Raw genomic sequence first — 26,998 nt, 5'->3', positions numbered from 1 at the left:
ATCATGAAAACCACATCCAATAATAAAACGGTCACTCGTCTTAATTTCTTTACAGCAGATTTGGGCAAGACAAAAGCCATTCATCAAAAGTTTGCTTCAATCTATAAAGAGCACAAAGGAGATTGGGATAAGATCTCAATAAGATTAGAAACTGAGCCAGAGTTTACTCCCGAGGTATGCAAAAAATTACATTTCACTCATGAAGTATCTCAATGGTGTGAAGACAAAGAGAAGTTAGTTGAGCAGTTTCAAAAGGATAATAAAATCAATTCTATGAGGGATGTGGCACTTAATTTCAATAAAGAGGCTTTAGTAAAAGTGGTTACAAATACTAAAATTGTTGTAGAAGAAAAAACTCCAGAGATTGTGGCAAACGAGTTGCATATTCGTTTATTTCAGGTACAACCAACGGCCACAGTACGGCGAATGCTTGGTGACCCCAAAGAAAGTCCTATTGCCGATAAAACACGAAGTGACCGGTTAGCTACGTTCTTAAGCAATCAACCCGATAGTTTTAACTTGAAAACGACCTCGGTATACGAGGCGTTTAAACAAGAGGATGCTTTTAAGAATATCGATAGTGAAAGTACAGAAGAGGTTGTACAAGAAATAAAAACGCTACAACGAGTGGTTGCATTAAGTCCAGTCCCAGAAGTACTGCCTGTTTTGATAAAAAGTAATATGACTTCTGCATTACGGATCAGTGATATGCCAGAGGCACAATTCGTAAAATCATTTTCAAAAGATTTTGGTGAAGACGGAGAGTTAGTAGCAAAGCAATTGCACACCAATGCAGTTAATGCTAGAATCAGGAATGAACATGCGTTGATGGCTCTTAAAGAAATAGGAGAGGGAACAGGTGTTGATTTTATAGATCGATCCCTGCAAAAAACTTCTGCAGATGATATTAAGAGTGTAGGAGCGATGGCTGCTACTTCTCATAGGACAGAGGGAGCTGTTCATAGAGTGTTGCAAGAACATCATTTAAGTTGGGATGCATTATTTGGTGATGCCGATTTTTGTGAATGTGGCGAATGTAATTCGGTATACAGCGCAGCTGCTTATTTTGTAGAGTTATTACAATATTTACGAAATAATAATCTGGACCCTCATGCGACTGGTCCAACTACAATACAACCACAAGATAATCATGATATATCCAACACGCCACTGGAAAAACTCTTTAAACGCCGTCCGGATTTAGGATGTTTGCAGCTTACCTGTAAGAATACCAACACCATACTTCCGTATATCGATCTGGTAAATGAGGTTATGGAAAACTATATTGTTCATCATCATACCAAACCTTTTAACGTTACAGATCAAACTTCTGGAGAACTATTGGCACAACCCCAAAATACCGAATACGAAGCATATTGTATTTTGCATAAAGCGGTGTATCCTTTTACCTTACCATATCATCAGCCTATTGATGTGGCCAGAGTATACCTTAATCATTTGGATACCAGTCGTACGGAGTTGATAGATACTTTCAGATCAGTACGAAAAGAAAAGACAGAACCAATACCCGATGATGGTGAACCATCTACTGATGCAGCTATAACCTTTACCGAAGAAGAAAAAAAGGAGTTAGATAAACTGCATACAAATTATATTGATCGTGCGGTAGATGCAGAGTGCTTACAACTTACTCAGGAGGAATATGTAATTCTTACAAAAGAAGCTTTTGTAACCAAAGAATATTGGGATAAACAATGTAAAAAAGAACATTCTGATCAAGAGTATCTCGAAAAAATTGGTATAAAACCGGTACACGAGTATTATGGGTATGATACAGAGGTAACAATGCTAGATGATTCAGAAACTTCTAAAACAGGGCTTACCTTTGTTAAAGATCAGTTTTTGAGGCGTACAGGAGTTTCGTACATAGAATTAGTAGCGTTACTTAAAACCCAATGTCTTAATCCTAATATCCCCAGTGGAGAAGCTTTGCAAATTATGCATAGTATTGCCTTTAGTTATCGGTTTTTACAAACACTAGTTGATTATAGTGCCAGCAACCCAAAGGATAAATATAAAGCATTAATAGAAGGGTTAAATAAGGCACAACCCTTGGTTCCTATATATGAGGAATTACTAAATCCTGATCCTTGTAGCCCAAAAGCTGATCCTTGTGCAGATAATAAAGATTTTGAAAAATGGGTGCATTGCTATTTTGAACGTATCGGAAAAATCATTGTGCTTGAAAATGGAGTGAGTTGTATTGATGGCGAATTTACCTATTATTTTTCTTCAGATATCGGTAGTCTAACCTTAGGAATCGTTAGAAATTGTCAAATCATTGTTACGGACCCCACGACTGGTGAAGAATCTATTGTAGCTACAATAGATAAACAAACAGGTTTAATTACGATAATAAATGAAGATCCAAGTGTGGATTATAGTACCTGGACACTTTTTAGTTTTGAAAGTAGTGACGGCGAGAAGGGAAAAATAATAGAAGTAGGTGATGATTTGTATTTGGTAAGTGAAAGGAGAAACCTTCCTTTTTCTGTAGGTAAAGTCGACAATTGCAATCTCGATACAGTAAGGTTGATCCATTTAGACGGAAGCCCAGTTACAGTAGAGGAGTATGATCATATTCATCGGTTTATTCGGTTATGGAAAAAATTAGGATGGACTATTGATGAAGTAGATAAAGCGCTTGTGGGTTTAGGAGACCATCAAGATGCTTGTATGGATGATCTTTTGCCTGGTGATACAGATTGTACCTCAGAGTGTGATGATTTGTTCGAAGATACAGAAGACTGTGGCCAAAGTGAAAGTAATGGAGATTGTTTTAAGGCAAAAGGTATTCAAAAAATACAATGCGAGATTACCCCAGAATTTTTACATCAATTAGTAGCTGTTAAAAAACTGTTGGATGTTACCGGATTAGAATTGATCAAATTGCTCACTTTTTGGACAAACATTAGTACTGCTGGAGAGCAATCTTTATATAAACGCTTGTTTCTGAAACATAACTTAAAAGGGATAGACAAAGTTTTTGTCGAAGATAAGAATGGAAATTATTTAACCAAGCAAGTCAAAATTACAGATCACCTGCCTGTTGTTATGGCAGCTTTTAATAGTTCTTCAGATGACATAAAAGCAATTATGGAAGCTGAAGGTCTGGAAGATGTTTTGAATATTTCTAACCTTACTGTGATATATCGTTATCGACTTCTTTCAAAAGCTATTGGGTTAAAACCCCAAGCCTTTATTCGCATTCTTCCAGTATTTGGAGATCCTTTTATCAACGCGCATACGTCTTTGAATTTTACAGGTAATTGGACTAAAATGGAAGATTCAGGATTTAATTATCGTCAGTTAAATTATGTAATAAAGGATGATGATGATCCCCAAAGACCCTTAGCGCCATCATCACAGGATATATTATTGTTGGCCAAAACGCTTTATGATGGATTAAATGCCATAGATGAAACCCATAAAGATATTAAAGAAGAGGACGAACTAACCATCGAGATGATTCGTGCAAAAGCAGTTTTGTTATATCCCCAGGAATTAGTGGAGAAAATTATAGGAATCATAGAAGGAATGAATTTATTCATAACCAATGCTCCTAAAAACCTGATTATTGATATTGCAGAAGGCAAAACATTAAAAAATAAATTACGCTATAACCCTGAAAAGGGAACTATACAGATCACGGGAATATTATCTCAGACTGAAAAAACTGATTATAATAGCTTAGCCAATGACCCCAAATGGAATGAAGCACTGCAGCGAATTGAGAAACAGCAAAGTAAGCTATTTAAAGAAGTGTTATTTCATGTTATTGAAGCTGAAAAACAAAAATCACCAGAACGGAAAATAGAAGTAGAAGCCGCTGAGGTAATTCTGAAATCAGCCGATATCCTTGTCCCATTTGAGGAAATAAATGAAGGAGAAGAAGATCCAAATACGGCTCCTAAAAAAAGTAGAGCCTTTATGAACGTATTTTTACCCTATTTACGAGATCAGCTAACACACCGGTTTGTAGTTGAAACCCTATCACAGTCCATCGGACTTGAAGAAGAAGAGACTGATACACTCATTTCAGAAATATTGACTACGGGCAGTCCAAAGAAATCTATCAGTACTATTTTTGAAGCCATTAAAGAAAGTGCAAAACCTGTACAAACCGATTGGAGTGGTTATCTAATTCCTTCGGCAAAAAATGAATATACTTTTATTGTAAAAGATACGGATACAGCGCCTGCTATAACATTGGATGGTAATATGTTATCATTTACCCAACAGGAAGATCCTACCAACGAATGGTGGAGTGATCCTATAAAACTCAAATCAGGGGAGTTGTATGCATTACATGTTTTTGGTGAAGAACTCAATACCGTATTCTGGAAAACACCAACATCCTCAATAGAGAATATCCCGCCCTCTTTACTCCTTCCTGATTTCACAACAACAATGACAGAACAGGCTTATATTGTTTTGTATAAAGCTTCGATTCTGGTAAGCGGTTTTGAGATCACTAATTTCGAACTTAAACATTTCAATGAATTTACTTCTGATTTCGGGGATATAGATTTTAATGCAATAACTTTTGATCATTGGCTACGGTTAGAGGCCTATACACGATTACGAAATTCATTACCTAAAACTGCAACTGATTTAATCGAATTTTTTAAGTGGGCACATACGCCCGATGATATTTCTAAACTTAGCGAAAATATAGCTACGCTTACCCTTTGGGAAAAAGAGAAAATAGACATATTGATTGAGGAAAACCATTTTAATCTAAACAAACCTGAAGTTTTTCTAAATGAAATCAACTTATTAAAATTACAAAAGGCTATAGAAGTAGCGAATAAGATAGCAGTGGATATCAATTTACTGTTTGAATGGGCAAAACCAACATCAAACTTCAAAAAAACCAGAAAAATAGCAGATAGCATACAACATGCCATTCGAGCAAAATACAAACAAGAGGATTGGGAGCAAGTTGTAAAACCTTTGAATGATCAAATTAGAAATCATCAGGAAGATGCTTTAATTGCTTATCTATTGCAACAACCGGATCTTATCCAATGGGGAGTAACAGATGCCAATGGATTATTTGAATATTTTCTAATCGATGTACAAATGGACGCTTGTATGGAGACTTCTAGGATCAAACAGGCACTATCTTCGGTACAATTATTTGTTCAACGTTGTTTCTTGGGGTTAGAAGAAGTGCATAATGGTATTACTCCAGATATTTTGGATCGGGAGCGATGGGATTGGATGCAGCGCTATCGAGTTTGGGAAGCTAACCGGAAGGTATTCTTATATCCCGAAAATTGGATCGAAAGTAATCTTAGAGATGATAAAACTTCCTTTTTTAAAGAACTAGAATCTGAATTGCTGCAAAATGATATCACCAAAGAAAATATAGAATACGTCCTTAAATCTTATTTATATAAAGTAGACGAAGTGGCAAATATGGAAATTGTTGGGCTATATATCGAAGGCACTAAAGATAATTCGGATATATGGACCGAAGGAAGTAAGCTTCATGTATTTGCCAGAACTCGAAATGCTCCTTATTCCTATTATTACCGATACTTGAGGTTAGATCAGATGAATTGGTATTCTTGGGAAAAAATGGAGGTAGACATTCCATCATACGATGTAGTGAATTCTAATAATGAAATTGGGAGTAATGGATGTTATTTAATTCCTATTGCATGGCAAGATCGATTATTAGTGTTTTTCCCTCAGTTCATGAAAAAAGTAAAACCTGCAGATGATGGTAGTCAAACGATAACAGGCATGGCAAATACTTCTGTAGCGAATAATAAACCTAAAGAATATTGGGAAATAAAAATGGGAATGAGCGAATATCGGAATGGTAAATGGACTTCAAAACAATTGAGTAAGGATACCATTAATTTTGTAGATGGCAATACCCTTGCAGATATTGAGCGTTTTGAATTTATACCTTCAATACACCCTTCAAACAAAGAATTAAATATCAGAATAAGCTATAAGAATAATGTAATAATTGGTAAAAACTCTTTTAAGCTAAGTGGAACCAACTTAACAGTTTTTTCAAATCCGTCTACTAACAATAACAGTATTGAAGTAGTGCATTTTCATCACAATAATCTGGGTACAATAAAATCGCTACAACCCCAAGGTGTAATTAAAGACGAAATTGATAAGTATGAGTTTAAGGATCAAAATGCAACGACTTATAATGGAGGACATAATTTTTATTTTGAACATAACCATGATTTACTCAGTAAGTTAAACTCGGGTAATCTCACTAGTTTTTTTAGTTATAATCTTAGTATTTCTAATTCTGATGATGCTTTTGGCGCTTATGATCATGATAATAATTTAGCTACAAATAATGTGTATCATGAATTGAAGCGTCCATACTCTATATATCATTGGGAACTGTTTTTTCACACACCAGTGATGTTGGCAAATACGCTAAGTGAATCACAACAGTTTGAAGATGCTATGAAATGGTATCATTATGTATTTAACCCTACTGCAAATGGTACAGATGATAAGCGTTTTTGGCAATTCAAACCCTTTAAAGAAATAGATACTAAACAGATTCTGGATGCGATTTTTAAGAATTTAGAGCCTAATGCATCTAATCAAGATATAACAGCATGGCGTAATGATCCTTTCAAACCACATTTGATAGCAAGAAGCAGACCTGTTGCGTATATGAAATGGGTAGTCATGAAGTATATTGATAACCTGATAGCCTGGGGAGATTATTTATTCCGTCAGGATACTATCGAAAGTATTAACCAGGCAACACAACTCTATGTATTGGCATTTCATATACTGGGTAAACGTCCTCAAATGATTCCTAAACGAGGCAAAATCAAACCACAAACATATAATTCGTTATTACATAAGTGGGATGCTTTCTCCAATGCTATGGTAGAACTTGAGATGGCAGTGCCATTTAGCAACCAAACTTCGTTACCTGTAGGAGTTGAAAGTGGAGTCGTTGGATTTGCTAATATATTTGGTTTTTCATCTTCATTGTATTTTTGTATTCCTAATAACCCAAAATTGATGGGATACTGGGATACTGTAGAGGATCGTTTATTTAAGATAAGACATTGTTTAAATATCGAAGGAGTCTTTCGTAAACTTCCACTGTTCGAACCCCCTATTGATCCAGCATTATTGGTAAAAGCAGCTGCGCAAGGCATCAGTATTGCCTCAGTGTTAAACGACCTTAATACGCCAATGCCGAATTATCGTTTTTATTACTTATTGCAAAAATCGATAGAGCTTTGTAATGAATTAAAATCTTTGGGAGGAGCAATGTTATCTGCATTAGAGAAAAAAGATGGCGAATCTCTGGCATATACCAGAGCTACTCATGAAGGAATAATGAATAGTCTAATCATGGAAGTTAGAAAGAAACAATTGGAAGAAGCAGAGAGTACTATTCAAAATCTAATGGAAAATAGAAAACTACCCGAACAACGAATGAAATTCTATTTAAAATTGATAGGAGAAACTGAGGACAAGGTACCAAATTTCGAAACTGATTTTAATCCATTAGAAAATCAAATTAAAATGCCCGAAAGTTATAGTAATGTGTATGTAAATGAATATGAAAAAGAGGACATGCAAAAAGCCAAAGATGCTCATGATCTACAAGATACCATCGGGAAAATAGAATCTTTGGGTAGTGCACTGTCTTATATACCTAATATTGAGGCAAATGTAAAGCCGTTTGGTATTGGAACTACAATCACTTTTGGAGGCTCACAATTAGGTCCAGCTACAGCTGCAATTGCTCGTTGGATGCAAACCGATGCAGCAGAACACAGTTATGCATCAAGCAAAGCAGCCAAAAAATCAGGTTTCCTTCGTGCGCATCAGGACCGAGTATTACAGGCAAATATTGCAGGTTTAGAACTTAAACAAATAGACAAACAAATCTTGGCGCAGCAAATTAGGGTAAGTATTGCTAATCAAGAAATTAGTAATCAACAAAAACTAATTGATAATGCCAAAGAAGTAGAGAATTTCTTAAGAGATAAATATACAAATGAAGAATTATATACCTGGATGAAAGGAAATCTTAAAACAGTATATCATCAAGTATATAGTTTGGCCTATGAGTTGGCAAAAAAAGCAGAAAAAATATATCGTTTTGAACGTGGTCTTGGTAATTCGAATTTTATCCAATCGGGATATTGGGATTCGAGCCGTGATGGATTGCTAGCCGGAGAACAATTGTATGTAGGATTAAAACAACTTGAAGCTGCATATCACGAGAAAAAAACTCATGATTATGAAATCACAAAACACGTATCCTTACGACAAATAAACCCTTTGAGTTTGATACAGCTCAAAGAAACAGGTGCCTGTGAATTTAATCTTCCAGAAATTTTGTTCGATATGGATTATCCAGGGCATTACAAGCGTCGTATTAAATCAGTGTCGATATCTATCCCCTGTATTGTGGGCCCATATACTGGATTAAATGCTTCATTACGACTATTAGAGCATAAGTTTCGTAATAGTAGTATAGCAAAAAGTAAGAATGATTATAAAGAGAAAATAGAGGAAAACGATGATCGTTTTATGACGTTTAATATTCCTGTTAAGGCTATAGCAGCTAGCTCTGCGCAAAACGAAAGCGGAATGTTTGAACTTAATTTCAAAGATGAACGATACTTACCTTTTGAAGGGGCGGGAGCGATTAGCAAATGGCGATTACAGCTGCCTGATTTCCGCCAGTTTGATTATGACACGATTTCAGATGCGATTATTCATATTCGCTACACCGCTAATGAAGGAGGAACTCGAATGAAAAAAGCTGCAATTGATACGGTGGTTGATTTCAATAAAAATAATGAAGAGTTGGGGCAACAGGAAGGATTGTTCTCTATTATAGATCTTAAGCATGATTTAAGTAATGAGTGGTACAAAACAATGCAGGTAGAAGAAGGAGATACAGAACGAATACTGCCTATCAAAAATATCATAGATTTCTTACCGTATTATGTGAGATTAGATCAGGAAGGTAAACCTAGACAAACAAAAGACATTAAATTAACAGATATTATTTTAACAACAGATTCTGATTTACAGGCTTCAGAAATTGTAATTGGGCAAGGAGGTGATGAGATTAGTTTTACCGATGGGATATCAATTGGCGAAACCAAAACTTTTGCAATAAGGGATGAAGAAATAAAAGCGGAAGGTATGAGTATAACTATCAAGAATGTTGATAAGGAAATTAAGAAGGCATTAATGGTAGTCCGATTTATTTTGAAGTAATTACTATGATGATGATTTATTTAGTACAAATCTTTATTATATGGTTGTGCGGCCAATAAACCGAACTCATAACCCGAAGGTCGCAGGTTCGAATCTTGCTCCTGCTACGAAGAAAATCAGTTGTGAAAACAACTGGTTTTATCTGTACAAGCACACCCCAAAGGTTCAACGACTGAAGGGAGTTAATCCTGCTCCCGCTACTAAAAAGAAAGCCTCAGAAGTATCTGAGGCTTTTTTTATTGTTGAAACTTTTAATCAATCTTGGCAGGACGAGAAGTTTCTCCTGAACGCTTCGACTTAGCTCTGTGAAACATGGAGGTACAAGTCGAAGGAAATTCCGCTCCTACTACCAAAAGAAAGCTACCAACTTTCAACTTTACATTTTAAAAGCAATACAACACTTTTTTTAGATGTTTTAATAAATTTACATAAAAAAACTGCCTGAAATAACCTTCAGACAGTTTTGCTGGTTGATCTCGTAATTACCGGTAAAACCTATCTTCTATTATTGTCCCTTAGAACTGCTTCGAAGGACCTTTAGAACTGTTTCGTCTTTGTCTGGTTTTATTATTTCCGCTTCTGTTGCTATTTGTGGACCTTGTATTTTGTTTTGCTCTTTTGTTTTTTCTGAACCCTGGAGAAGCCAAATCTTCTAAGCCGAATTTTTGATTTTGTACAAGAGGTTTCTCAAGTTTTGGATCTTTGGATGGATCATGTTTTTGAGCAAGCTTTTTGACGTTGCCTGATGAAAGAGCATTCAATACATTTTCATTAACTTGTTTGTCTGGCGTTGATTTATTATCTTTTTTTTGATTCAACGACGGAGATAAAGACTCCTCAGGTGTTTTTTTGTGAGTATGTTCTGCTACCAAAGCATCAAGTGCAGCAATGTCTTCATCTTGTTCAGAACCGGAAAGATTTCCATTTAACATATTTTCGAAATTCTCTTCGAAAATCTCATTATGTATTTTCATTTCTACTTCTTTATACCCATGCTTTTTTTGGTGGTTTTCTATGTTAATTTGTTCTTGATCTTTCATGAGTTGACACTTGGGGTTGTCTAAAGCTATTTGTAGTTCAGAAGAGACTTTTTTATCTAAATTCTTTGCGTTAACGAATTTTATTAAAGTTCTACTAGGGTGCTTTAGTTCTCCATTTACGATTTCTACAGAGGACTGAACTAAGGTCCATTTTTCATTATTTTTATCGATATAGGTCTTATTCGTTCTTGGATCTCCTATAGTAACCTTTTCATTTGTTTCTCCTGTCTCTTTACAACCGTTTAAGATAGCAGCCTTGTTTTTATAGTTTTCTGCTAAGAACTCTCCTTCATCTTGATTTGTGCGATATAGTACTCCATCGTTTTTGATTTCATACTTTTTACTATCTATTTTCTCAATTTTCTCTCTACCGATATTAGATGTTAACATATGACTTTGTGTAATATGTCCATATAAAATTTGACCACCACCAAGATCTTTTTTAAAATAAAAGGTGGGATTTGCACCTAGTTTTCCGGTATATCCAATAACATTTTGTGCATTATATAATTCTTTTTCACCGTATCCCATAATTTCTTAATTTTTTAGGTTATTATAATTTTAAATTCTGGAACCAAATTAGGGGGTCTTTCCCCTAATACATACCACAAAGTAATACATGGGATAATTACGGGAATAGATGGGTTATCGTTGCTTATGTACTGGTTGATTGTATTTTTGATGATCGAATATTACTTCAGTCCTACCACTTATTACTTTAGATATAGAGGTTTCAACTATGGTATATATCTTCGAGACAAATGAGATATGTTGATTCCTGAATTAGAGTGATAGCATTCATAAACATCACTCTTGTTGCAGCATCACAAAAGGATGAAAAAAACTTTAACAAATACCGCATCAGAAAAAAGGAAAGTCACTCAAAAAGAGTTGATACAACTTATGGCTGGATTAGTAAAAAAAGAAGAACTACATCCCAAAGCACAAAAGGAAAAGCATAGTCGTTTACAAAAACGTATTGCTGTTCGGGAAGTAAAAAACAATACAATGCATCCCAATATAGCGAAACGCGAGAATACCAAAATCAATGACTTGAGTGAAGATCGATTGAAAGAAAAGAGACTTTTGGAAAAGTTTATCAAGCTGAATAGCGAGTTGCCTTATAACGCACAAAAGACAGTCAATAACGGGAAAGAAGTTAAAAAACAAACTTTGCTTAAAAAGACCAAAAAGAAAATTCAAAAATTAAAACCTAATAAAGGTTTTGGGATCAGTTAATGATTCAACAATTGATGAACACTTAAATTTATTAACAACATGGCACTAGAAGAAAACAATCAGGAAGAAAAAAGAGTCAAAAATCTGGAGATGATCTATAGATTAGAATCCGAAGATGGTAAAAAAGCAGATATTGTCTTACATGATGTTAAAAATTTTGCTGCTTTTCAAAAAAATATCGCTGAAAGCTATGGTAAGAAAAATGGAGTAGAGCTGGTAGAATTAAAGGATGGAAGGTATGCACATATCATTTATCCAAGCTCTCCACTCTACAAAGAGATTAAAGCGATGATTAAAGATCTTAAAGCAGGTAAAAAACCAAAGCTCTCCAAAGAGTTGGAAGAAATGCTATTCTCGAATCCTGGACCAAAAAAAGATGAAAAAATTAGTTTTGCTAACTTTTCAAAAGTTCCAGAAGGATATAAAGAGCCTGCTCCAACTTTACCTCCTAGGAAAAACAAAAGTAATGCTTTGGAGCAATCTAGGGAAAACTTTAACCGAAACAGTAACCGAATACGTAGAATATCATTTTAGAGATAGAGCTGATACGATTTGACCGGCTATTACTCCAAATACTCCATTTATTAATCGCTGGGTAATACTAGATAAACAAATCTTTAGATTCGTACTGTGGATTCAGGAATATTAAAAAGAGATCTTAGTGTACTATCATCTTAATTATAAAAGTTGATTTCAGAATAAAAGAATATGAGCAAGAAAGTTGAACATAAAGGACCGAACGAAATAATGCAGCAAATCGCAAAGCAATATCAGGATATATTTAATCAGGTTGATCAGTTTAAAGAACATTTTGGAGACAAGTTGGTGGATCAAATATATAGGATGCAAAATGACATCAAACAAACGCTGCCAGAGTTTTCTAACGCCAATCAAAAAGAATTGCTGGAAGCAATACAACATCAACATTTGGATGGTATGAAAGTGGCCCTGGATACATTTATAAAAGATACTTCGACCAAAATGTATCATACAGAGAAGTTATTTCATGAACTTCGACAACCTCTTGAGCATACCAAAGAACAACATCATACACAGACTAATGCACAAGAACCAGGGTGGAGTGATTTCACCAAAATTCCAGAAAAGAAGCCATTGCCTCAAAAAAACCATAGAAACTTGCAGCAAAATGGGCAAAAGAAAATAAATAAGCCCAAATTTTAAGAATTAGTAATATTTCCAGGTAGTAGCTTTATTCTTTTCCATTAGCTCGGTTTTTGCATAAAAAATGTAGTAATTTTACTCGTAAATATTTTGTTTATGAGAAAGGATCAACTCCATTTACTAACCTTCATCGCTATTACGGTTATCTTTTTGATCGTTGCCTCTTTTAGTGTGAAGCATTTTATTATGGAGAGTTCTGATCAGTTGATTACCATTCAGCTAGAATCGAGTACCCGAGAAGCCGATGAGATGGCTCAATTGATATTTACCCAGTTAACCAGTGGTGTCGAACTTAAGGTGATACGAGAAAATGTGCAATCTGCCATTAATGATACCGATGAGATGACTTCCTTCATTTCGGTAATGGATTGGTCAGGAAAGCTGATCTGTCATCCCAAAATGACCAAAGTGGGGGAAAAGGTAAATTCTAATCAAAATATTTTGGATGCTTTTGAGAAAGAAGACAGAACGGATCAATTATACGATATATTGGTAAGTCAAAAAAAAGATGATGAGTTAACACATCAATCTGAAGTAGTTCACATCTCTCCTGTGAAAGAAAGTGATTTGTTGGTAGCTGCCAATTTTAATCTGGATAAGATCACCATCCAAACCCAGCAACTTAAAAACCGTTACTATAGAATTCTTCTTTTGATGGGCGGGTTTATTGTTTTACTTTCCTTTTTTGCAGTACGCATCCTAGGAGGACTTTACGAAAAACAACTGGAATCCAAAAATAGTGCGCTAGAGAGTGAATTGTTTAATTTATCGAAGTTAAACACAGATTTGATAGCACATCAACAACAAATTATTGCAGAACAAACCAGTCAACCACAAACCGAAGAAACTACTGCAAAAGCTGATAAACAAAGGATTCTTACTTATATCAGAAATGAATTGGTACCCATCTCGATAGATCAAATAGCTTATGCGCAAACCGAAAATAGCATTACTTATATTTTTAGAATTGATGGAAAAAGATCCACTTCAAATTTGAGCTTAGATGAGTTGTATCAAAGCCTGGATGCCTCGCTTTTTTTTAGAGCCAATAGACAATTTATTATCAGTATCAGTGCCATCGAAAAGATTGTGCGATATGGAAATAGTCAGTTAAAGATTCTAATTATAGGTAATGACAATGTCGAAATCATCATTAGTAAAAATAGAGCTGCCGAGTTTAGGCAATGGTTGAGTATATAAGTGAATTGTTGTTACAAACATTTTTTCTAATGATTCCATAAAAACTAATCTCTGTAATCTTCTTTTGGAGTTGTTATTATTCGAGAACTTCAAATTTTTGTTTTATTAACTACTCTCAATCTGAAATAGCTTCTGGTTATTTTTTATCACTGAAATGACTTAGATTTTGGTTGTTGATTACCGATTATTACTTCAATAATACCATTTGTTTATTGCAACTGTTTTTTAGCTAATATCCTGCCTAATATTGTCCTGTGATTATTTCACAACCTTTAATAAACAATCAAACAGTACGATTGTAAAAAGGCGAAAAATAAATAATAACTTTTAAAACACAGAATTATGTCGGACAAAGAGAAACCACAAATGACTCAGAAAGAAGCTGATGAGATATTAGCGAAATTCGAAATTTTCACACCAAAAGATGGAGAACCTAAAACAGTGATGATTGGTGCGCACGGTGACCATCAGCGTGTAAAAGGTACTGAACAAGCAACTTTTGATACGGTAGAAGGACTAGATGTGCAGTATTTAGGCCCTCACGGATATGATTTGGATGCAGGATTGCAAGCTCCTTTTGTTTTTGGGGGAGGCTTACAAAATTATCAGGCTGCTCAAACGGGACCTGAAAATAATCAGGAGCAAATGTACAATTACGAACTTTCTTCTTTTACCAATCAACACGAGAGAGAAACCAATTCAAACGAACAATACCAATCTGTTGCAGATACCAATGGTGTAGTCACCATGAAATTGAAGGATGGGGAAACTTCTAATACTAAGGAGTTAATGGCTGCTTTAAAGGTAAAAGGATACAAAAAAGTTGTTCCGGTTCATTGTAGGGGTGATCGTCCTATAAACCAAACACCGGTTTATTATCCAGATACCAACGTGAATCCTGAAGAAAATGCAGCTCGAAAAGAAAAAGAGCGTCAAGAGCGTAACAAAAGATTAGATAAAGAAAAACAAGAAAGTAAAAAGCCAAAAACCGAAAAGACAAATACTGAAACACCGGATCTTAGCAAATTAGCATCTCAGCCTAAGATAAAAGTAAAAGAAAAGAAAAAAGTGAAACAAAAAGTAAAGCCTAAAAAAGCAAAAAACAAAGGGGTTAAAAGCAAATGTTTTCCTTGGTAGTCTTCAATAATAAAGAGGTGAAAATATCGCAGGTAGAACCTGCGATATTTTATTTTGCAACATACTTATTGAAACTACCAAGTATTACCTAAAATCCACCGATTATTAACTAGCTGTAGTAATTCATATCTAAAACTAATTACTTAGCTAACGTAAATCACAATAACCTTTAAAACAACATATTATGAATAGCACTAAATTATTTACAGTACAGGGATGGCAAAGACTAGTAATACTATTGAAGCAATTACCAGCAGCATGTAGTTATGCTATCCATAGATAAAGAAGATAACCGGTTTCATCATTAAAAATCAAATGGATGAAAAATTAAACATACAGATATGAAAGAGTTTTTAAAGAAAATCCTGGAGTTTATTACAGGAAAAAGAGGGCCAAGTTTAAAAAGCTTGGAGAAAGAATTGAGTAAAAGAAAAGTTGAAATCAGACGAGCAGAAGCAAAAGAAAAAAGACTGTTAGCTCAGAAAAAAAGACTGATAAGAAAGGGAAAAAGGTTGCAAAAAGATGTATCTCCAGAAATCAATATGTTACAAAAAGAAATTAATATGCAAAGGCAACTGATTAGGAATCTCGAGCGTGCTAAACAGACCATTGATATAGCCATTGAAACGAAAACCCTCGAAAACTTTGGAAAGGATCTTAAAAAAATTGGCAAAGATCTAAAGAAAGTATCTAATCAATATGAGAAAAGGACTCAGAAGCAGCAGAAACTTACAAAAGATTTTATTGAAAAGTCAGGCTCGTTTAAAAAGTCAAAAAGAAATACGAAAAATACCGGAAAAAGACCAAGCTCCGTAAATAGAAGTAAAAGATTAGGTATTGGATAATCCACAAATAATTGAAAAGTCTAAAAATGCAATATCGTTTTTAGACTTTTTTCTTTTATGATTTACCATAAGTCAGCGTAAAATTTTAGTGAAGTTTATTTGATCCCCAAAAACTGAAAAAGGGGATCTTTTTTGCGTTTAGCTACTGGGATCATTTCACGATTATTCATTTCGATATATACACCGTCTCTTTTTTGAACATTAACGATATTATCCATATTGACCAAAAAGGAATTGTGAATCCGAAAAAAGTTGTTATGCGCCAACTTCTTTTCGTATTCTCCCAGGTTTGTGCTCGAAACAATTTTTTTCTCATGGATAGTATGAAATACAGTATATTTTCCTTCGGATTGTAGATAAAGAATATCACTTATTTTTAGGATTTTAACATCATCGGTAGAAGGAATTGCCAGTAGATTCAAAGGTTTTGGTTGTACGGAGGTTTGTTGTAAAAATGAAGTGGCCTCTTTTTGATGGGTAATGCTTTGTGTTGCTTTTTGGATTACTTGCTGAATTCCTTTAGAATCAAAGGATGGAAGAATACTCCCCACGGCAGCCTTGGTGAATTTTTGAATATAATGTTCTTCTTGTGTAGAAATTAAAATCAACTCTTTTTCATCAAAATCAATAGCAGCGTTTTCTAACATTTTGAAAGCATAGGCTATTCCTGTTTTTTGACGCATAATAATCATATCATACGTTTTAGTTTGGATAACATTTTGCGTTTCAATTGGGTTGCATCCTATTGCAGCTATGGTAATGTTTGGACATTCTTGTTCTATAATCGCTTTTATTTGGTGAGCCTCTGCGATATCATTTTCGATGATAATGGCATTTATATGTTGTGTGTTCATGTCTCTGTTGTTTTAATTGATCTTAAAAAAGGGCATTACAGGTTGATAAAATCGTATTCTTTAACCCCCTTGGCATCTCTTCTTTTGTCTATAGATATCCTGATTTTTTCGATGAGTTTGTGACCGTTTTCGATTCCTTTGATTTTATAGATGGGATTTGTACTATCTGAGGTGATGAGAACAATGGTTGCTAATCCAAAAATGCGTAGCATCAGCGGTTGTTCTAACTTGATGTCTTTTACTCTGTATAATTCTAACTGGTTCGTAGTTACAGACAAAATCCCTCGTTTCTCAATCACCCGTTGATCAGTAATCCGAAGTCGAATGCATTTGGTTTCTATATATTTATAAAACGCTAATACTAATCCTAAACCGTAGATGATGAGTAGTAGGCTGCAACCGATATAGAATGGAAAATGCATCCATTGGGAGGGGGATCCCTCCCAAATATTGTTTTCAGTTTCAGTTTGCATATTGTTTTATTTTGGAATGGTAACCGGCTTTGATTGCAGTAAGTAATTTTCAATCAAAAGCCCGTGAGGATTTTGATCGGTTCTAGAAACATTATGCAATACAAATTGAGCTTTGAAATCATTCACTGTTTCGGCCTTTTGATCAGTCCTTGATACTCTTAATTTACCGTATAATTTTGCTTGATATGGCGTTATCTTGTCATTGATCTTAATCGAGTCGATTTCTATGCTTTGCGTTAGATTTTGACTTACTATTTTGGCCAAATGTCCATTAGCCTGCAACGTTTGGTACAATTGTTTACCAGATCTTCCTGATAGGTATAAGGCTTTATTGATACGTCTTTCATAATTGAACTGATCAATTTCCCAAAAACCTTCATGAAACATTTTAATGTGATTTTTGATTTCTGGATTCCTGAACTCATCCACTTCGGTCAATGAGATTCCTTTCATCATAGCCGCTTGTCCGTCTTTGGTTAATACAAAAGCTGTGTTTTTTATGGTATTGGTAGTTACAAAAGCCCAGACTAGACTACTTACTGATATTATAATAGATACCAGTAAACAATAAAGTAGTGATCGTTTTGCAAGGGCAAAGCTTGCCGGGATGTTTTTTAAGGTTTGTAAATCCATGATTAATGTTTTTTAAAGTGTGTTTTAATATGTTTTTTGATAAGGGTCACCCTAAAAATTAGACAAGAAGCTCCTTGTTCCCTTGAATAAGGGAATATTAGGTACCTCATTTAATGAGGGTTTACAGCTTGTTAATTTTTGAATAGGTCTGGCTTAGAATATGGGTGACCCTTTTTTGAAATTTATCCTATTGCATCTCCTCCTACATCTGGTAAGAAAACATTTGCGATTAAGGCTACCAACCCAAAAATGGCTAGACCAATAATAAATCTAATAAAGTTCTTTTGCGCTTGTTCGTTACCCTGCATATACTGAATAAAAATTAAGAAACCTCCTGCAATAGAGAAAATCCCTACTACAGCATTAAGTATGGTTTTGATTTGATCTCCCCACGTACTTATTTGCGCGTTGATATCGTCTGATTGGGCAAAGGTTGGTGCAATATACAATACCGTTAATAGAAGGGTGCAAACCCATTTAGAGTTACTCATTTTTGTTGTTAATGATTTTACATCGATGTTCTTACTGATTTTAAATTTTCTAGTTTTCATGATTACATTTGTTTTAAGTGTTATTATTTAAAATTTTATTTCGTTTTTATTAAAGTTGTTATCGGTTGATCTACCTGTATGCATTTAATGCTGGAATTGTACTTTAGCAGGGTGCTTAACTCTCCTTTTTCAGGATACTTTTTTTGAATCTTTACATATGCCATTCCTATTAGGATAAATACTAATGATCCTAAAAATGAAGCAAATACAGTAAACAAAAAGGCCAAAAAACATCCTGCTATGATCACAATGGTCATCAGATCAAAACCGCCGATTACTGGCTTTTTTTCAAGTACTTTTGGTGTTTTGTATTCCATGATTATTTATTTTGGTTTTTTCCTAATGATCTAAGCCCATACATCTGATACACCGAGGATACTGTATTTATTCCGTCTGATACAATGCTTCCTCCACTTTCACCTGCACTGCTTACCAGGAAGTTGGCGTATTTAGGAACATTCCATATATAGTAGATCATTACTACCTGCATTACTACTGCAAATAAAGGTTGCGCAAATCCTTCAAGAGGAGCATTATGAATAAGTGCTATAATAGTTTGGAAAATTCTTAATACAGGTAACCATAACAGTACCGATAAAAACCCGAAAAACCATTTTTTAAGAATCTCAAAGTTGGATGGGATTAAAGATAGTGGCAGTACCAAGACACCTAGTATGAGATAAATACCTTTCAATACCAACTGTTTCAGTAATATAAACCCTATAATTACCAAGGCAACAATCTGGATAAGTAGGTGAATAAATTCTAGTGCAGCAGATACTTGTAGAAAATCATAAATACTTACTCCATCGTTATTATCGCCATCCGCAAATGCTGTAAGTCCTTGATCTACAACGTTTCTAAAGCTGTTCATGTTTCCGATGTTGGTAGCCTCTAGGCTTGCAGCTTCTACTGCATCTGTTATTAAGTCAACAGGTTGAACAATTAAAAAATCAACTAGTGGTCGATATAAAAACAGTGCAGATAATACCAAAATAGGTTTCACTAATACATATGGGTCCATGTTGCTAGAAGGATTAGCAAAATAAGTGATTACCTTTGTCGCCACCAGTATCACCATGATAATGGTTGCCAGTAGATAGCAGTAGGGCATAAGGGCATCAATAAAACCATTTAATGCTGTAATCGTTCCGTCTCCGTTGAAGATAAAATCTCCTAGTACTTCTAATACTTCAAAAATATCCATGATGTTTTCAGTTTGATGTTAATCTTTTTAATGTTGTGACAACTTTGTTTTTTGCCGCTATTTCTTTGTCAATTTTTAGGATGTTGTTTTTTACTCTCACTAATCTGATAAGTAGTTTTAAGTATGCGGTATATACATGACCTGTACCTCCGCTCACCAACATTCCTCCTCCGCCTATTAATACGCTCTCTTCTTGTAATTTTTGTAAATATCTTTTTTCGATTTCTAGTTGATCTTGATATCTGGGGAGTCCTTGTCCAAAACCAAAGGAGGCGACTTTTAGCGTATTTATTGTAGATTCAATATTCGCTACTTTTTGGTTGAGAAATACGAGTTTAGCTTGTACGGCAGCTACTACTATTGTATTTGTTTTGAAGTTGCCGAATACATTTCGTTTCGAATCGTAATCCTCTTCGGTATCCTCTAGATCTTTGATTAAATCTCCTTGCTTTTTTCTTAAGCTCAACTCAACACCTAGTGCTGTGCTTATGGCAGTTTTGTGTGTTGCCACCAAAGGGTCTGCAATACTCTCCGAATGGGTTTGCGCAAAAGCAAAACCACATATGAACAGGAATAAATATTTAAAACTTTCCATTTTCTAAGGTTAAATTGATTACACTTTCTAAAGTTGATAGCACCAGGAAAACTCTTTCTCCTTCTGGGATAGGGTTGTTTTTATCAAGGTACTTCATCATCTTATCCCTTTCTTTATTTAGTTTTTTTCTGAAACGGGCTCGGGTTACTGTATTCCGAACAACAGATGAGGGACTCAAAGGGTTGATGATTGGGTATTTTTCTTGTATATACCCGTAGCTATTAAATCCTCCGGCACTGCTAAAAACAGGACTGCTAATAAAGGTTCTTATCGCAGTTTTCTGGAATTCGAACCTCGAGTTAAACGATGTCAGTTCTTTTAATTGCTCATTAAAAATTGGTGTTAGCAGTTCAATATTTCCTTTATTTAATAGTTCTTGACCCGCAAGCGTTGTGTTCGACGTATTGATTTGGTCATAAGCCGATTGTGAAAGACGATCTTCTAAGTTTCCTTTTACGTTTAGATTAATTACGACCTGCGCATTCCCCAAATACATGATCATTGAGAAACATATATGTATCAGTATTTTTTTCATCTTCTTTCTAATTAAAAATTCGATTGTATAGCTTGGTTTGTTCTATGTTATCTTCTACGATATCTAATACTCGATTTATTTCTTCCAGAGATTCCATCATATTCTGCAGCAGATTCATCTTTTCTCCATAGATGACAAAAAGACCTTTTTGATTCCTTGCCTCTCGTTGTATATTAGTCAGCATCGTTTCTATAAGTGCCAACATTTTGGTGTTTTCCTTTTTTTTAGAATAGTTGAGCAAGCTCAAGGAGGAGTTTCTGTTCTTTAATGTAGTATAGCGTGTAACAGAAGCTTCAATCTCATTAGAGATTCTTTCTCCTACTGCCAGAGAAAATCCCATAAAGTATACCTGACGCTTTATATAATCAACCCCAAAAGCCTTCATTTTATCCCTGTTTTTCTTATCCTCATCATCCAGTTGTTTATACAGTGCTAATGCTGCTCCTGATCCTGCTAATGAACCCGGATCTGTTAAAAAAGGGAACTGTTGGGCATTTAGCACGGATGCTCCAATAAGTGTGAGTATGCAACTCAATATTTTCGTTTTCATCTGCATTAGTTTTTTATGGATAAATAGGTTTCTTTAAGGATCAACAAGGTTGTTTCTATACATTACAACTTGTCAAAAAATTCTATGAACTGGTTATGATCAAGTTCATTAGGATCGTTTTCCATTTGCCCTGTATCATCATCATTCTCATTTCTATTTAATTGGCTGTATAGATTGATAAACTGCTTGTAATTAAGTACAGCTACACCAGCCGCCGATATAAATAAGGTTTGCCGTACATCGGTATCATTTTTGGCGAATTCTCTAAGTAATTTGCTTCGCAATCGATAAATTTCCTGCCGTTTGGCCGACTTTATATTGGTTTTACTCACAGATTTTAATGCCAGTAATAAGGCTTTATCCATGGTTACTTCATCTAGGTATGCTTGTTTTTCTGAAGTCATATAGGGTAATCCAGGGATTCTTGCTAATCCAGAAGCTCCTAAGCTTAATAGCGCAGAAATTCCAGCGGTTGTAGTATAACCTGTACCTCGATCAAACTGATTTTTGGTGTATTGAAGCCTTAATTGTTCTTTATGATTATCTAAGGCAGTCTGTAATTTGTTATTTGATGTGGTCAAAGAAGCATTTCTTCCTCCCAAAATGGTGATAAGAGCAGTCAGTTTTGCTTGAGTATTTGCGTCGGTATTATTAATGTGCGTGTGAACATGAACAAATTGCCCAAATGTTTGCTGTCCTACCAACAGAAATAATAGTACTAGTGTGCATATCGTTTTCATGGGTGTTTGTTTTTAAGCGTTTATTTGATGATTAATCGTGTGTAAAAATTATCTTTTTCAGCTTTTAGCTTTAGCATCTCTAATTCTTTCAGAATGGTGTTGGTAATAGCAGTGTATTTAGACAAAATTTGCTCTTTAACTCCATTGTTTACTTCGTTTTGAATTGGAGTGTTTACGAAAAACAACACGGTCTGATGTGCATTTTTTAGATAATTATATTTGTTTGTACACTTTGCTTTTTCAAATGGATTGAGATAGCTTCTGCACATGTTACTATACTTCGAATAGTCAATAAATGCGAGGTTTATTGGATTAACCCGAAATTTGGTTCTTGTAAATCTTTCAGTTACTGATAAGGCAGCCGTAGTTGCATAAACACCTGTCGTTGTCAGGTTTTGTTTCTGAAAATCTCTTACTGATTTTTCTTCAGCTTTTCGTAATCCCAATCCCGGAATATCAAAGTATGGAATCTGCGCCCAATTAGTGTTAATGACCAAGAAGAATACTAGAACTGAAATAATTTGTTGCTTTTTCATGACTACAGTACTTTAGGGTTCAATAGTTCTTCTCTGGGAATGATCATCGTAGCCGATCGGCCTCCGTTGGTTTCGAAAATATCGATGCTCAATTTTTCCTTTTCGTTAAGCATAAATTTGTCGAATATCAAAGTGATATTTTGCTGTCCTTGACCGGCAATTTCAAAATTGTCAGAACAGATTCCTGAAGGGTGAATGACACGTTCCTGGTATAAATAATCTTTAGCAAACCGTTTCTTTAATTTGGTCCTGAAAAGGATGTGATCAATATCAAAATCAATGGTAGATTCGTTTTTGAGTTCGATGCGGAGTCCGATTTTTTCATTTACGTAAAAAATACCTGTAACCCGAACTCTTATATCTCCCGATTTTCCATTTTTAAGGTGTATTTTGTTATTGTAGTTTTTGTCTAACTTGTTGCATAATGCTTCCAAAGCTTTGGCTTCATCTTCTTCTTTTTGAATTTTATCCTGTACGGCATCGGCAAATTCTTCAGTTCTTTTTACTTTATAAGTCAAGTGCTGCAAAAGTCTTTGATAGGCTAGGATAAAGGAATAGTATCCCCCGTCTTTGGTAATAACCGTTAGGTTAGAAAGTTGGGTTCTTACATCTACCAGTTCCTGACCAATATGCTTTAGTTTGACCATTTGTTTTGTAGTGTCTGCTACAAAAAATGGAGATCCTACGTCTAGATATTCAATTTGCTGATCAAATATTAAATGAGTTGTTTTTATGTCTGATACTCTTATGGTATCCAGTTGTTCTAGAGGAACCAAATGGTTCTGACTGTTGATGGTATTGCTTATCCCAAAAAGTAGTATAAGTAATAGAATGAGTTGCTTTTTCATTGTGTTTTTGTTTTTAGAGTTTTTCTACAAATTCTTTTAGTGCTAATTCCATATTTTTTTTCTCCTTGTACGTATCAAAAATGACCTTGTTTTCGTCTGCATTAGAAGAGTAACAGGCATACCTTTCAGGAGAAACAGTGACTTTATATACATTTGATACGTTCCCAACTTTGATAAAAACCTCTCTTTTATCGGTAGAGAATAATTTTTCCAGATCAGACTCACTAAAGGATAAGTACTGTGCAAATTTGTCTTTGGTCGCCATTTTCTTTTTGTGAGACAACAAGATCATAGTATCCGTGTTGTTGATCATTGCTGGTCCTGCAGGAGTGTCCAAAATATCTTCTACGTCTTGCGTAGCAATGGCTACTTCTCCATAGAACTTTCGCACGGTTTTATATAGGTATTTGATGAACTGTGCCATTTCTCCTTTGGAAATTGGTTTCCAACACTCATCGATGAAGATGGATTTTTTGGCTTCAGGTATTTTTCGGATTTTACTCATCACCACATCGATACATAACATCGTAACCAATGGGAAAAGAATAGGGTGGTCTTTAATATTATCCATTTCGAATACAATAAATCGTTCCTGTACCAGATCTATTGGTTTTTCTGAGTTTAGAATTTTACTGTATTTACCATCATGAAAATCACGAAGTGATAACTGAAAACTTACTTTATCAAAATACCTTTCTTCATCCTCCATTACCTGATTTTGGTCAACAAATTCATAAAAGGAAGACATACAAGGGTAGCCGCTTTGTTCCTTTTCGAAAGACTCATAATAGGCATCGAGATATAGGCCAATAATCTGTTTTTCTTCTCTTTTGAAAGGGTCATCACCTTTCCATAAAAAGATAATTAGTGAGGTTAGAAATATCTTTTTATCATTATTAACCTCATCGATATGATGAAAGTGAAAAGGATTGAATTCTAAAGGAACATCTGGATCATAGGCATAATATTGTCCTTTTACCAGGTTACATAATTTCTTGTACGAATTACCAATATCGATCATTACGATATGATGGCCCTGCTCATAATACTGACTGGCGATGTGGTTGATTAAAAAAGATTTTCCAGTTCCTGATGGACCAAATATCAAACGATTTCTGTTTACGATTAGTCCTCTTTTTACAGGCTCTATCCATAAATCTAATCGTACCGGTGCACCGTTTTTACGGTCAGTAAGTAATATTCCATCTTTATTTCCCTCGTAATAACTTTCAAAATTTAGTAAGATTGGTGTTTGTTCTGAAATGCCTATAAATTTGTACAATTCAGGAACAGATGTGCAGGCACCAGGTAGGTTAGAAAAAAACAAGTCTTTTAACGAGTTCTTGATTTGATAAGGAGTAATGGATAACTCCTTGAATGCATTCTCTAATTGATTTTTATGGTTTTCGAGTTTTTCGTCATTAATATCCCACAAAATGATATTGAAGTGTTGGTATACAAATCGTAATTCATTTTCGATAACTTCGTTCACCAATTGATCAATTTGATTGTAGGTGACTTCATTTTCTTTGGATAAAATGGCTAAACTTTTAAACTGATTTAACTTTGTTTTTAGTTTTGAAAATACCTTCTCAGAATTTTCGATATAAATTACCTGATTATAGATGTGATTGCATTCTAAGCCCAGACAAACTGGTTGTATAAATGGAATCTGAAAATCGGTTTTTTGCGTCGAGAAATCGATGTTTTTCTTTGTAGTCTGTATAGTCAATGGTAATTGATTATATGAGCTTATGGCATACATCTCTGCTACTTTGTTTCCAACTTTTAATTGTTTGTCAAAAAATAGATCCTGCATGGACTGTTGCCCTTCTTGGGATAGAGAAATGTACTTTCCTAATACTTGTATAATTTCTTCAGAGCCTAAAGAGTCTACCGTAAAAAAATCTTCTTTAGACAGGAATGAAATACTTGTAGTGACTACCTGAATAAAATCTTTTACCTCCTCCATATACTTGTCGTATAATTTTGCATTGCTGGTGAGGCTTATTTTGTTTTTAGAGTCTTTGGTAATAAACAGGTAGCATTCATGACTCAATGTTGGTTTTTCGTAGAAAAATTTATTGTCACTTCTGGATAACATCAATTCTCCTTCGGTTACTGCTTCTTTGATCTTATCCACAAAAAAGTAATCTTGTTTTTGGATGATCGTATTTTCAGGAAGTGAACGAATGATCTTATCAAACAATTGATTGATTCTGTTGATTCCTTCTCGATCTAAAGAATAGATCTGTGGTAACTGTAATTTAAATCCTAAGGTGATATCTCCATTTTTAGAAATGATCATGTCATTTTCTACAGCATAGATTGGAAATATTTTTTGTATCGCTTCGCTTTTCATGTTATTGGGTGTTGATGTTAAACCATAAGTGATATTTCTTAGGCATAAAAACCTTTCTTTTCTCGAACACTTCATTGCCGATTTCCTTGGCTGCCGATAGAATGGCGATATCCTTTGCTTCTTCCAGGTTGACACTGTTATTTTCGCTTCCAAAACCAGCAGCTTGTGTACCTCTTTGGTAAGCGTAATCATAGACGTCTTTGGCTACTTTCCCTGGAATTTTGGGCCAGGTACGACTGTCTAAGTGTATGCCTTCCAGTCCATCAAAATCAAACAGTGTAAAATCTAGTTTATACAATGTGTTCTTTGTTTTATAGCTATCGATATCAATCAAAAGTCTGTTGGTGCCAAAGGAAACTTTACCGTATACGACAGCTCCTTTTGGAATTACAACTCTGGGATTGGTAAGACGTATTTCTTTTTTGGTTCGTATAGCAACAGTACTACCGTTAACCAGGAATCGATCGTCTATTGTTTCTGCCGGAATTAACCCCAGTACTTTGTTGTCATCATTTGAAGATTGTGCTCCGTGAAAAAAGTTTTGCGACTGAAATTGTGTGTTGATTTGGCCAATCAATTTTTCACTAACACTAGTACCTATTTCCGAAATTTTATCTGGCGTTAACTGATTTGTATTTTCACCGTTAGCGCTATATTGATCGTATGCGGCCAGAAGTTTTTGAATCTCCTGTATATCAGCAGCATCATTTGACGTTGGTGTTGGAGCATTAGCCTGTGCTAATAACTGTTCTTGCAAAGCCATAAGTTGTCTTAGTTCCTCATCTTCGGAGTTTTGTTGATATGCTAGTGCAGAAGTGTTTTGAGGATTCAAAGAGCCTTTCCCCAGACCTCCCAATTGATTTGGATTTTGCAGGGTGGTATCTTCTACGATAAGCGCCTCTTCAATAAATAATTCTTCTTCTTCTTTACCGACATTTCCTAACCCTTTGACAATATCATTTTTCCCGATATTCTTCAGAGATTCTCTGTCGTAGTGTTCAATTTTTGATTTGTTTTCTATTTTCTTTTTGATGACCTCTGGAGTGCTTATTACCAGTTGGCTTTTTTGCGGTTTGTTTTTGTCCCCTGGAAATACTACCATTTTAATCATGATAATAAGTAGTAAGAAGCATCCAACTCCTACAGCGCCTACAATGATTTTCTTTTTTTTGTCCATAACTTTTAATGTATTAGG

Annotated in this window: 23 protein-coding genes; 8 read left to right on the top strand and 15 right to left on the bottom strand. The window is 34.8% G+C overall.

Translation table 11 applies throughout. From position 1 onward, the window contains the following. The first annotated feature begins 3 nt into the window (after nucleotides 1-3). On the top strand, nucleotides 4-9,276 hold the full coding sequence (locus tag BUE24_RS18565; RefSeq protein WP_073319376.1) for a Tc toxin subunit A-related protein: 9,273 nt from the start codon (nucleotides 4-6) through the stop codon (nucleotides 9,274-9,276). Between the two features lie 46 nt (nucleotides 9,277-9,322). Next, nucleotides 9,323-9,577, top strand: coding sequence for a hypothetical protein (locus BUE24_RS18560; RefSeq protein ID WP_139242047.1), 255 nt, complete (start codon nucleotides 9,323-9,325; stop codon nucleotides 9,575-9,577). 214 nt (nucleotides 9,578-9,791) lie between these two features. Here the strand turns inward: BUE24_RS18560 and BUE24_RS18555 are convergent, their stop codons facing one another. Then, on the bottom strand, nucleotides 9,792-10,847 hold the full coding sequence (locus BUE24_RS18555; RefSeq protein WP_073319370.1) for a hypothetical protein: 1,056 nt from the start codon (nucleotides 10,845-10,847) through the stop codon (nucleotides 9,792-9,794). Nucleotides 10,848-11,150: 303 nt separating this feature from the next. Here BUE24_RS18555 and BUE24_RS18550 point away from each other — a divergent pair, with 303 nt between their 5' ends. From BUE24_RS18550 to BUE24_RS18525, 6 genes are all read left to right on the top strand, one after another. Next, entirely contained in the window at nucleotides 11,151-11,555 is a 405-nt protein-coding gene (locus tag BUE24_RS18550) for a hypothetical protein (RefSeq protein WP_073319367.1), read from the top strand. Nucleotides 11,556-11,594: 39 nt separating this feature from the next. Next, the gene (locus BUE24_RS18545; RefSeq protein ID WP_073319364.1) at nucleotides 11,595-12,089 is read left to right on the top strand and encodes a hypothetical protein; all 495 of its coding nucleotides are present in this window, start codon (nucleotides 11,595-11,597) and stop codon (nucleotides 12,087-12,089) included. Nucleotides 12,090-12,263: 174 nt separating this feature from the next. Next, on the top strand, nucleotides 12,264-12,737 hold the full coding sequence (locus BUE24_RS18540; RefSeq protein WP_073319361.1) for a hypothetical protein: 474 nt from the start codon (nucleotides 12,264-12,266) through the stop codon (nucleotides 12,735-12,737). A gap of 96 nt (nucleotides 12,738-12,833) precedes the next feature. Then, nucleotides 12,834-13,937, top strand: a complete 1,104-nt coding sequence (locus BUE24_RS18535) for a LytR/AlgR family response regulator transcription factor (RefSeq protein WP_073319358.1) — start codon at nucleotides 12,834-12,836, stop codon at nucleotides 13,935-13,937. Nucleotides 13,938-14,279: 342 nt separating this feature from the next. After that, nucleotides 14,280-15,074 (top strand): putative adhesin, encoded by a 795-nt coding sequence (locus BUE24_RS18530; protein WP_073319355.1) that lies wholly within the window; start codon nucleotides 14,280-14,282, stop codon nucleotides 15,072-15,074. A gap of 341 nt (nucleotides 15,075-15,415) precedes the next feature. After that, nucleotides 15,416-15,919, top strand: a complete 504-nt coding sequence (locus tag BUE24_RS18525) for a hypothetical protein (protein WP_073319351.1) — start codon at nucleotides 15,416-15,418, stop codon at nucleotides 15,917-15,919. A 95-nt stretch (nucleotides 15,920-16,014) separates the two neighbouring features. Here BUE24_RS18525 and BUE24_RS18520 read toward each other — a convergent pair whose 3' ends face one another. The 14 genes from BUE24_RS18520 to traM form a co-directional block, all read right to left on the bottom strand. After that, on the bottom strand, nucleotides 16,015-16,773 hold the full coding sequence (locus BUE24_RS18520; protein WP_073319348.1) for a LytR/AlgR family response regulator transcription factor: 759 nt from the start codon (nucleotides 16,771-16,773) through the stop codon (nucleotides 16,015-16,017). Nucleotides 16,774-16,808: 35 nt separating this feature from the next. Further along, nucleotides 16,809-17,246 carry a PH domain-containing protein gene (locus BUE24_RS18515; protein WP_073319345.1) on the bottom strand — a complete coding sequence of 146 codons (438 nt, stop codon included), beginning with the start codon at nucleotides 17,244-17,246 and terminating at the stop codon, nucleotides 16,809-16,811. A 6-nt stretch (nucleotides 17,247-17,252) separates the two neighbouring features. Beyond that, complete coding sequence (locus BUE24_RS18510; protein ID WP_073319342.1) at nucleotides 17,253-17,879, bottom strand: hypothetical protein; 627 nt, start codon at nucleotides 17,877-17,879, stop codon at nucleotides 17,253-17,255. 182 nt (nucleotides 17,880-18,061) lie between these two features. Next, the gene (locus BUE24_RS18505; protein ID WP_073319339.1) at nucleotides 18,062-18,430 is read right to left on the bottom strand and encodes a hypothetical protein; all 369 of its coding nucleotides are present in this window, start codon (nucleotides 18,428-18,430) and stop codon (nucleotides 18,062-18,064) included. Between the two features lie 35 nt (nucleotides 18,431-18,465). After that, nucleotides 18,466-18,747, bottom strand: a complete 282-nt coding sequence (locus BUE24_RS18500) for a hypothetical protein (RefSeq protein WP_073319337.1) — start codon at nucleotides 18,745-18,747, stop codon at nucleotides 18,466-18,468. Nucleotides 18,748-18,749: 2 nt separating this feature from the next. Beyond that, nucleotides 18,750-19,637, bottom strand: a complete 888-nt coding sequence (locus BUE24_RS18495; RefSeq protein WP_073319335.1) for a hypothetical protein — start codon at nucleotides 19,635-19,637, stop codon at nucleotides 18,750-18,752. A 7-nt stretch (nucleotides 19,638-19,644) separates the two neighbouring features. After that, entirely contained in the window at nucleotides 19,645-20,232 is a 588-nt protein-coding gene (locus BUE24_RS18490) for a hypothetical protein (protein WP_073319333.1), read from the bottom strand. Next, nucleotides 20,219-20,767, bottom strand: a complete 549-nt coding sequence (locus tag BUE24_RS18485; protein WP_139242046.1) for a hypothetical protein — start codon at nucleotides 20,765-20,767, stop codon at nucleotides 20,219-20,221. Before BUE24_RS18485 ends, BUE24_RS18490 begins: the two co-directional genes overlap by 14 nt. A gap of 7 nt (nucleotides 20,768-20,774) precedes the next feature. Beyond that, entirely contained in the window at nucleotides 20,775-21,317 is a 543-nt protein-coding gene (locus BUE24_RS18480) for a hypothetical protein (protein ID WP_073319329.1), read from the bottom strand. A gap of 62 nt (nucleotides 21,318-21,379) precedes the next feature. Next, entirely contained in the window at nucleotides 21,380-22,057 is a 678-nt protein-coding gene (locus tag BUE24_RS18475) for a hypothetical protein (RefSeq protein ID WP_073319327.1), read from the bottom strand. A 20-nt stretch (nucleotides 22,058-22,077) separates the two neighbouring features. Further along, nucleotides 22,078-22,593: a hypothetical protein gene (locus tag BUE24_RS18470; protein WP_073319323.1), complete on the bottom strand. Its 516-nt coding sequence runs from the start codon at nucleotides 22,591-22,593 to the stop codon at nucleotides 22,078-22,080. A 2-nt stretch (nucleotides 22,594-22,595) separates the two neighbouring features. Next, on the bottom strand, nucleotides 22,596-23,441 hold the full coding sequence (locus BUE24_RS18465; RefSeq protein WP_073319320.1) for a DUF4138 domain-containing protein: 846 nt from the start codon (nucleotides 23,439-23,441) through the stop codon (nucleotides 22,596-22,598). A gap of 13 nt (nucleotides 23,442-23,454) precedes the next feature. Next, a complete protein-coding gene (locus tag BUE24_RS18460) occupies nucleotides 23,455-25,803 on the bottom strand; it encodes a TraG family conjugative transposon ATPase (protein ID WP_073319317.1) in 2,349 nt (782 codons plus the stop codon). A 1-nt stretch (nucleotide 25,804) separates the two neighbouring features. Further along, nucleotides 25,805-26,980: a conjugative transposon protein TraM gene (gene traM, locus BUE24_RS18455; protein ID WP_073319314.1), complete on the bottom strand. Its 1,176-nt coding sequence runs from the start codon at nucleotides 26,978-26,980 to the stop codon at nucleotides 25,805-25,807. Nucleotides 26,981-26,998 lie beyond the last annotated feature (18 nt).

The organism is Aquimarina spongiae, assembly GCF_900141785.1.
Taxonomy (GTDB): domain Bacteria; phylum Bacteroidota; class Bacteroidia; order Flavobacteriales; family Flavobacteriaceae; genus Aquimarina; species Aquimarina spongiae.
This window is presented reverse-complemented; position numbering and strand designations above follow the sequence as displayed.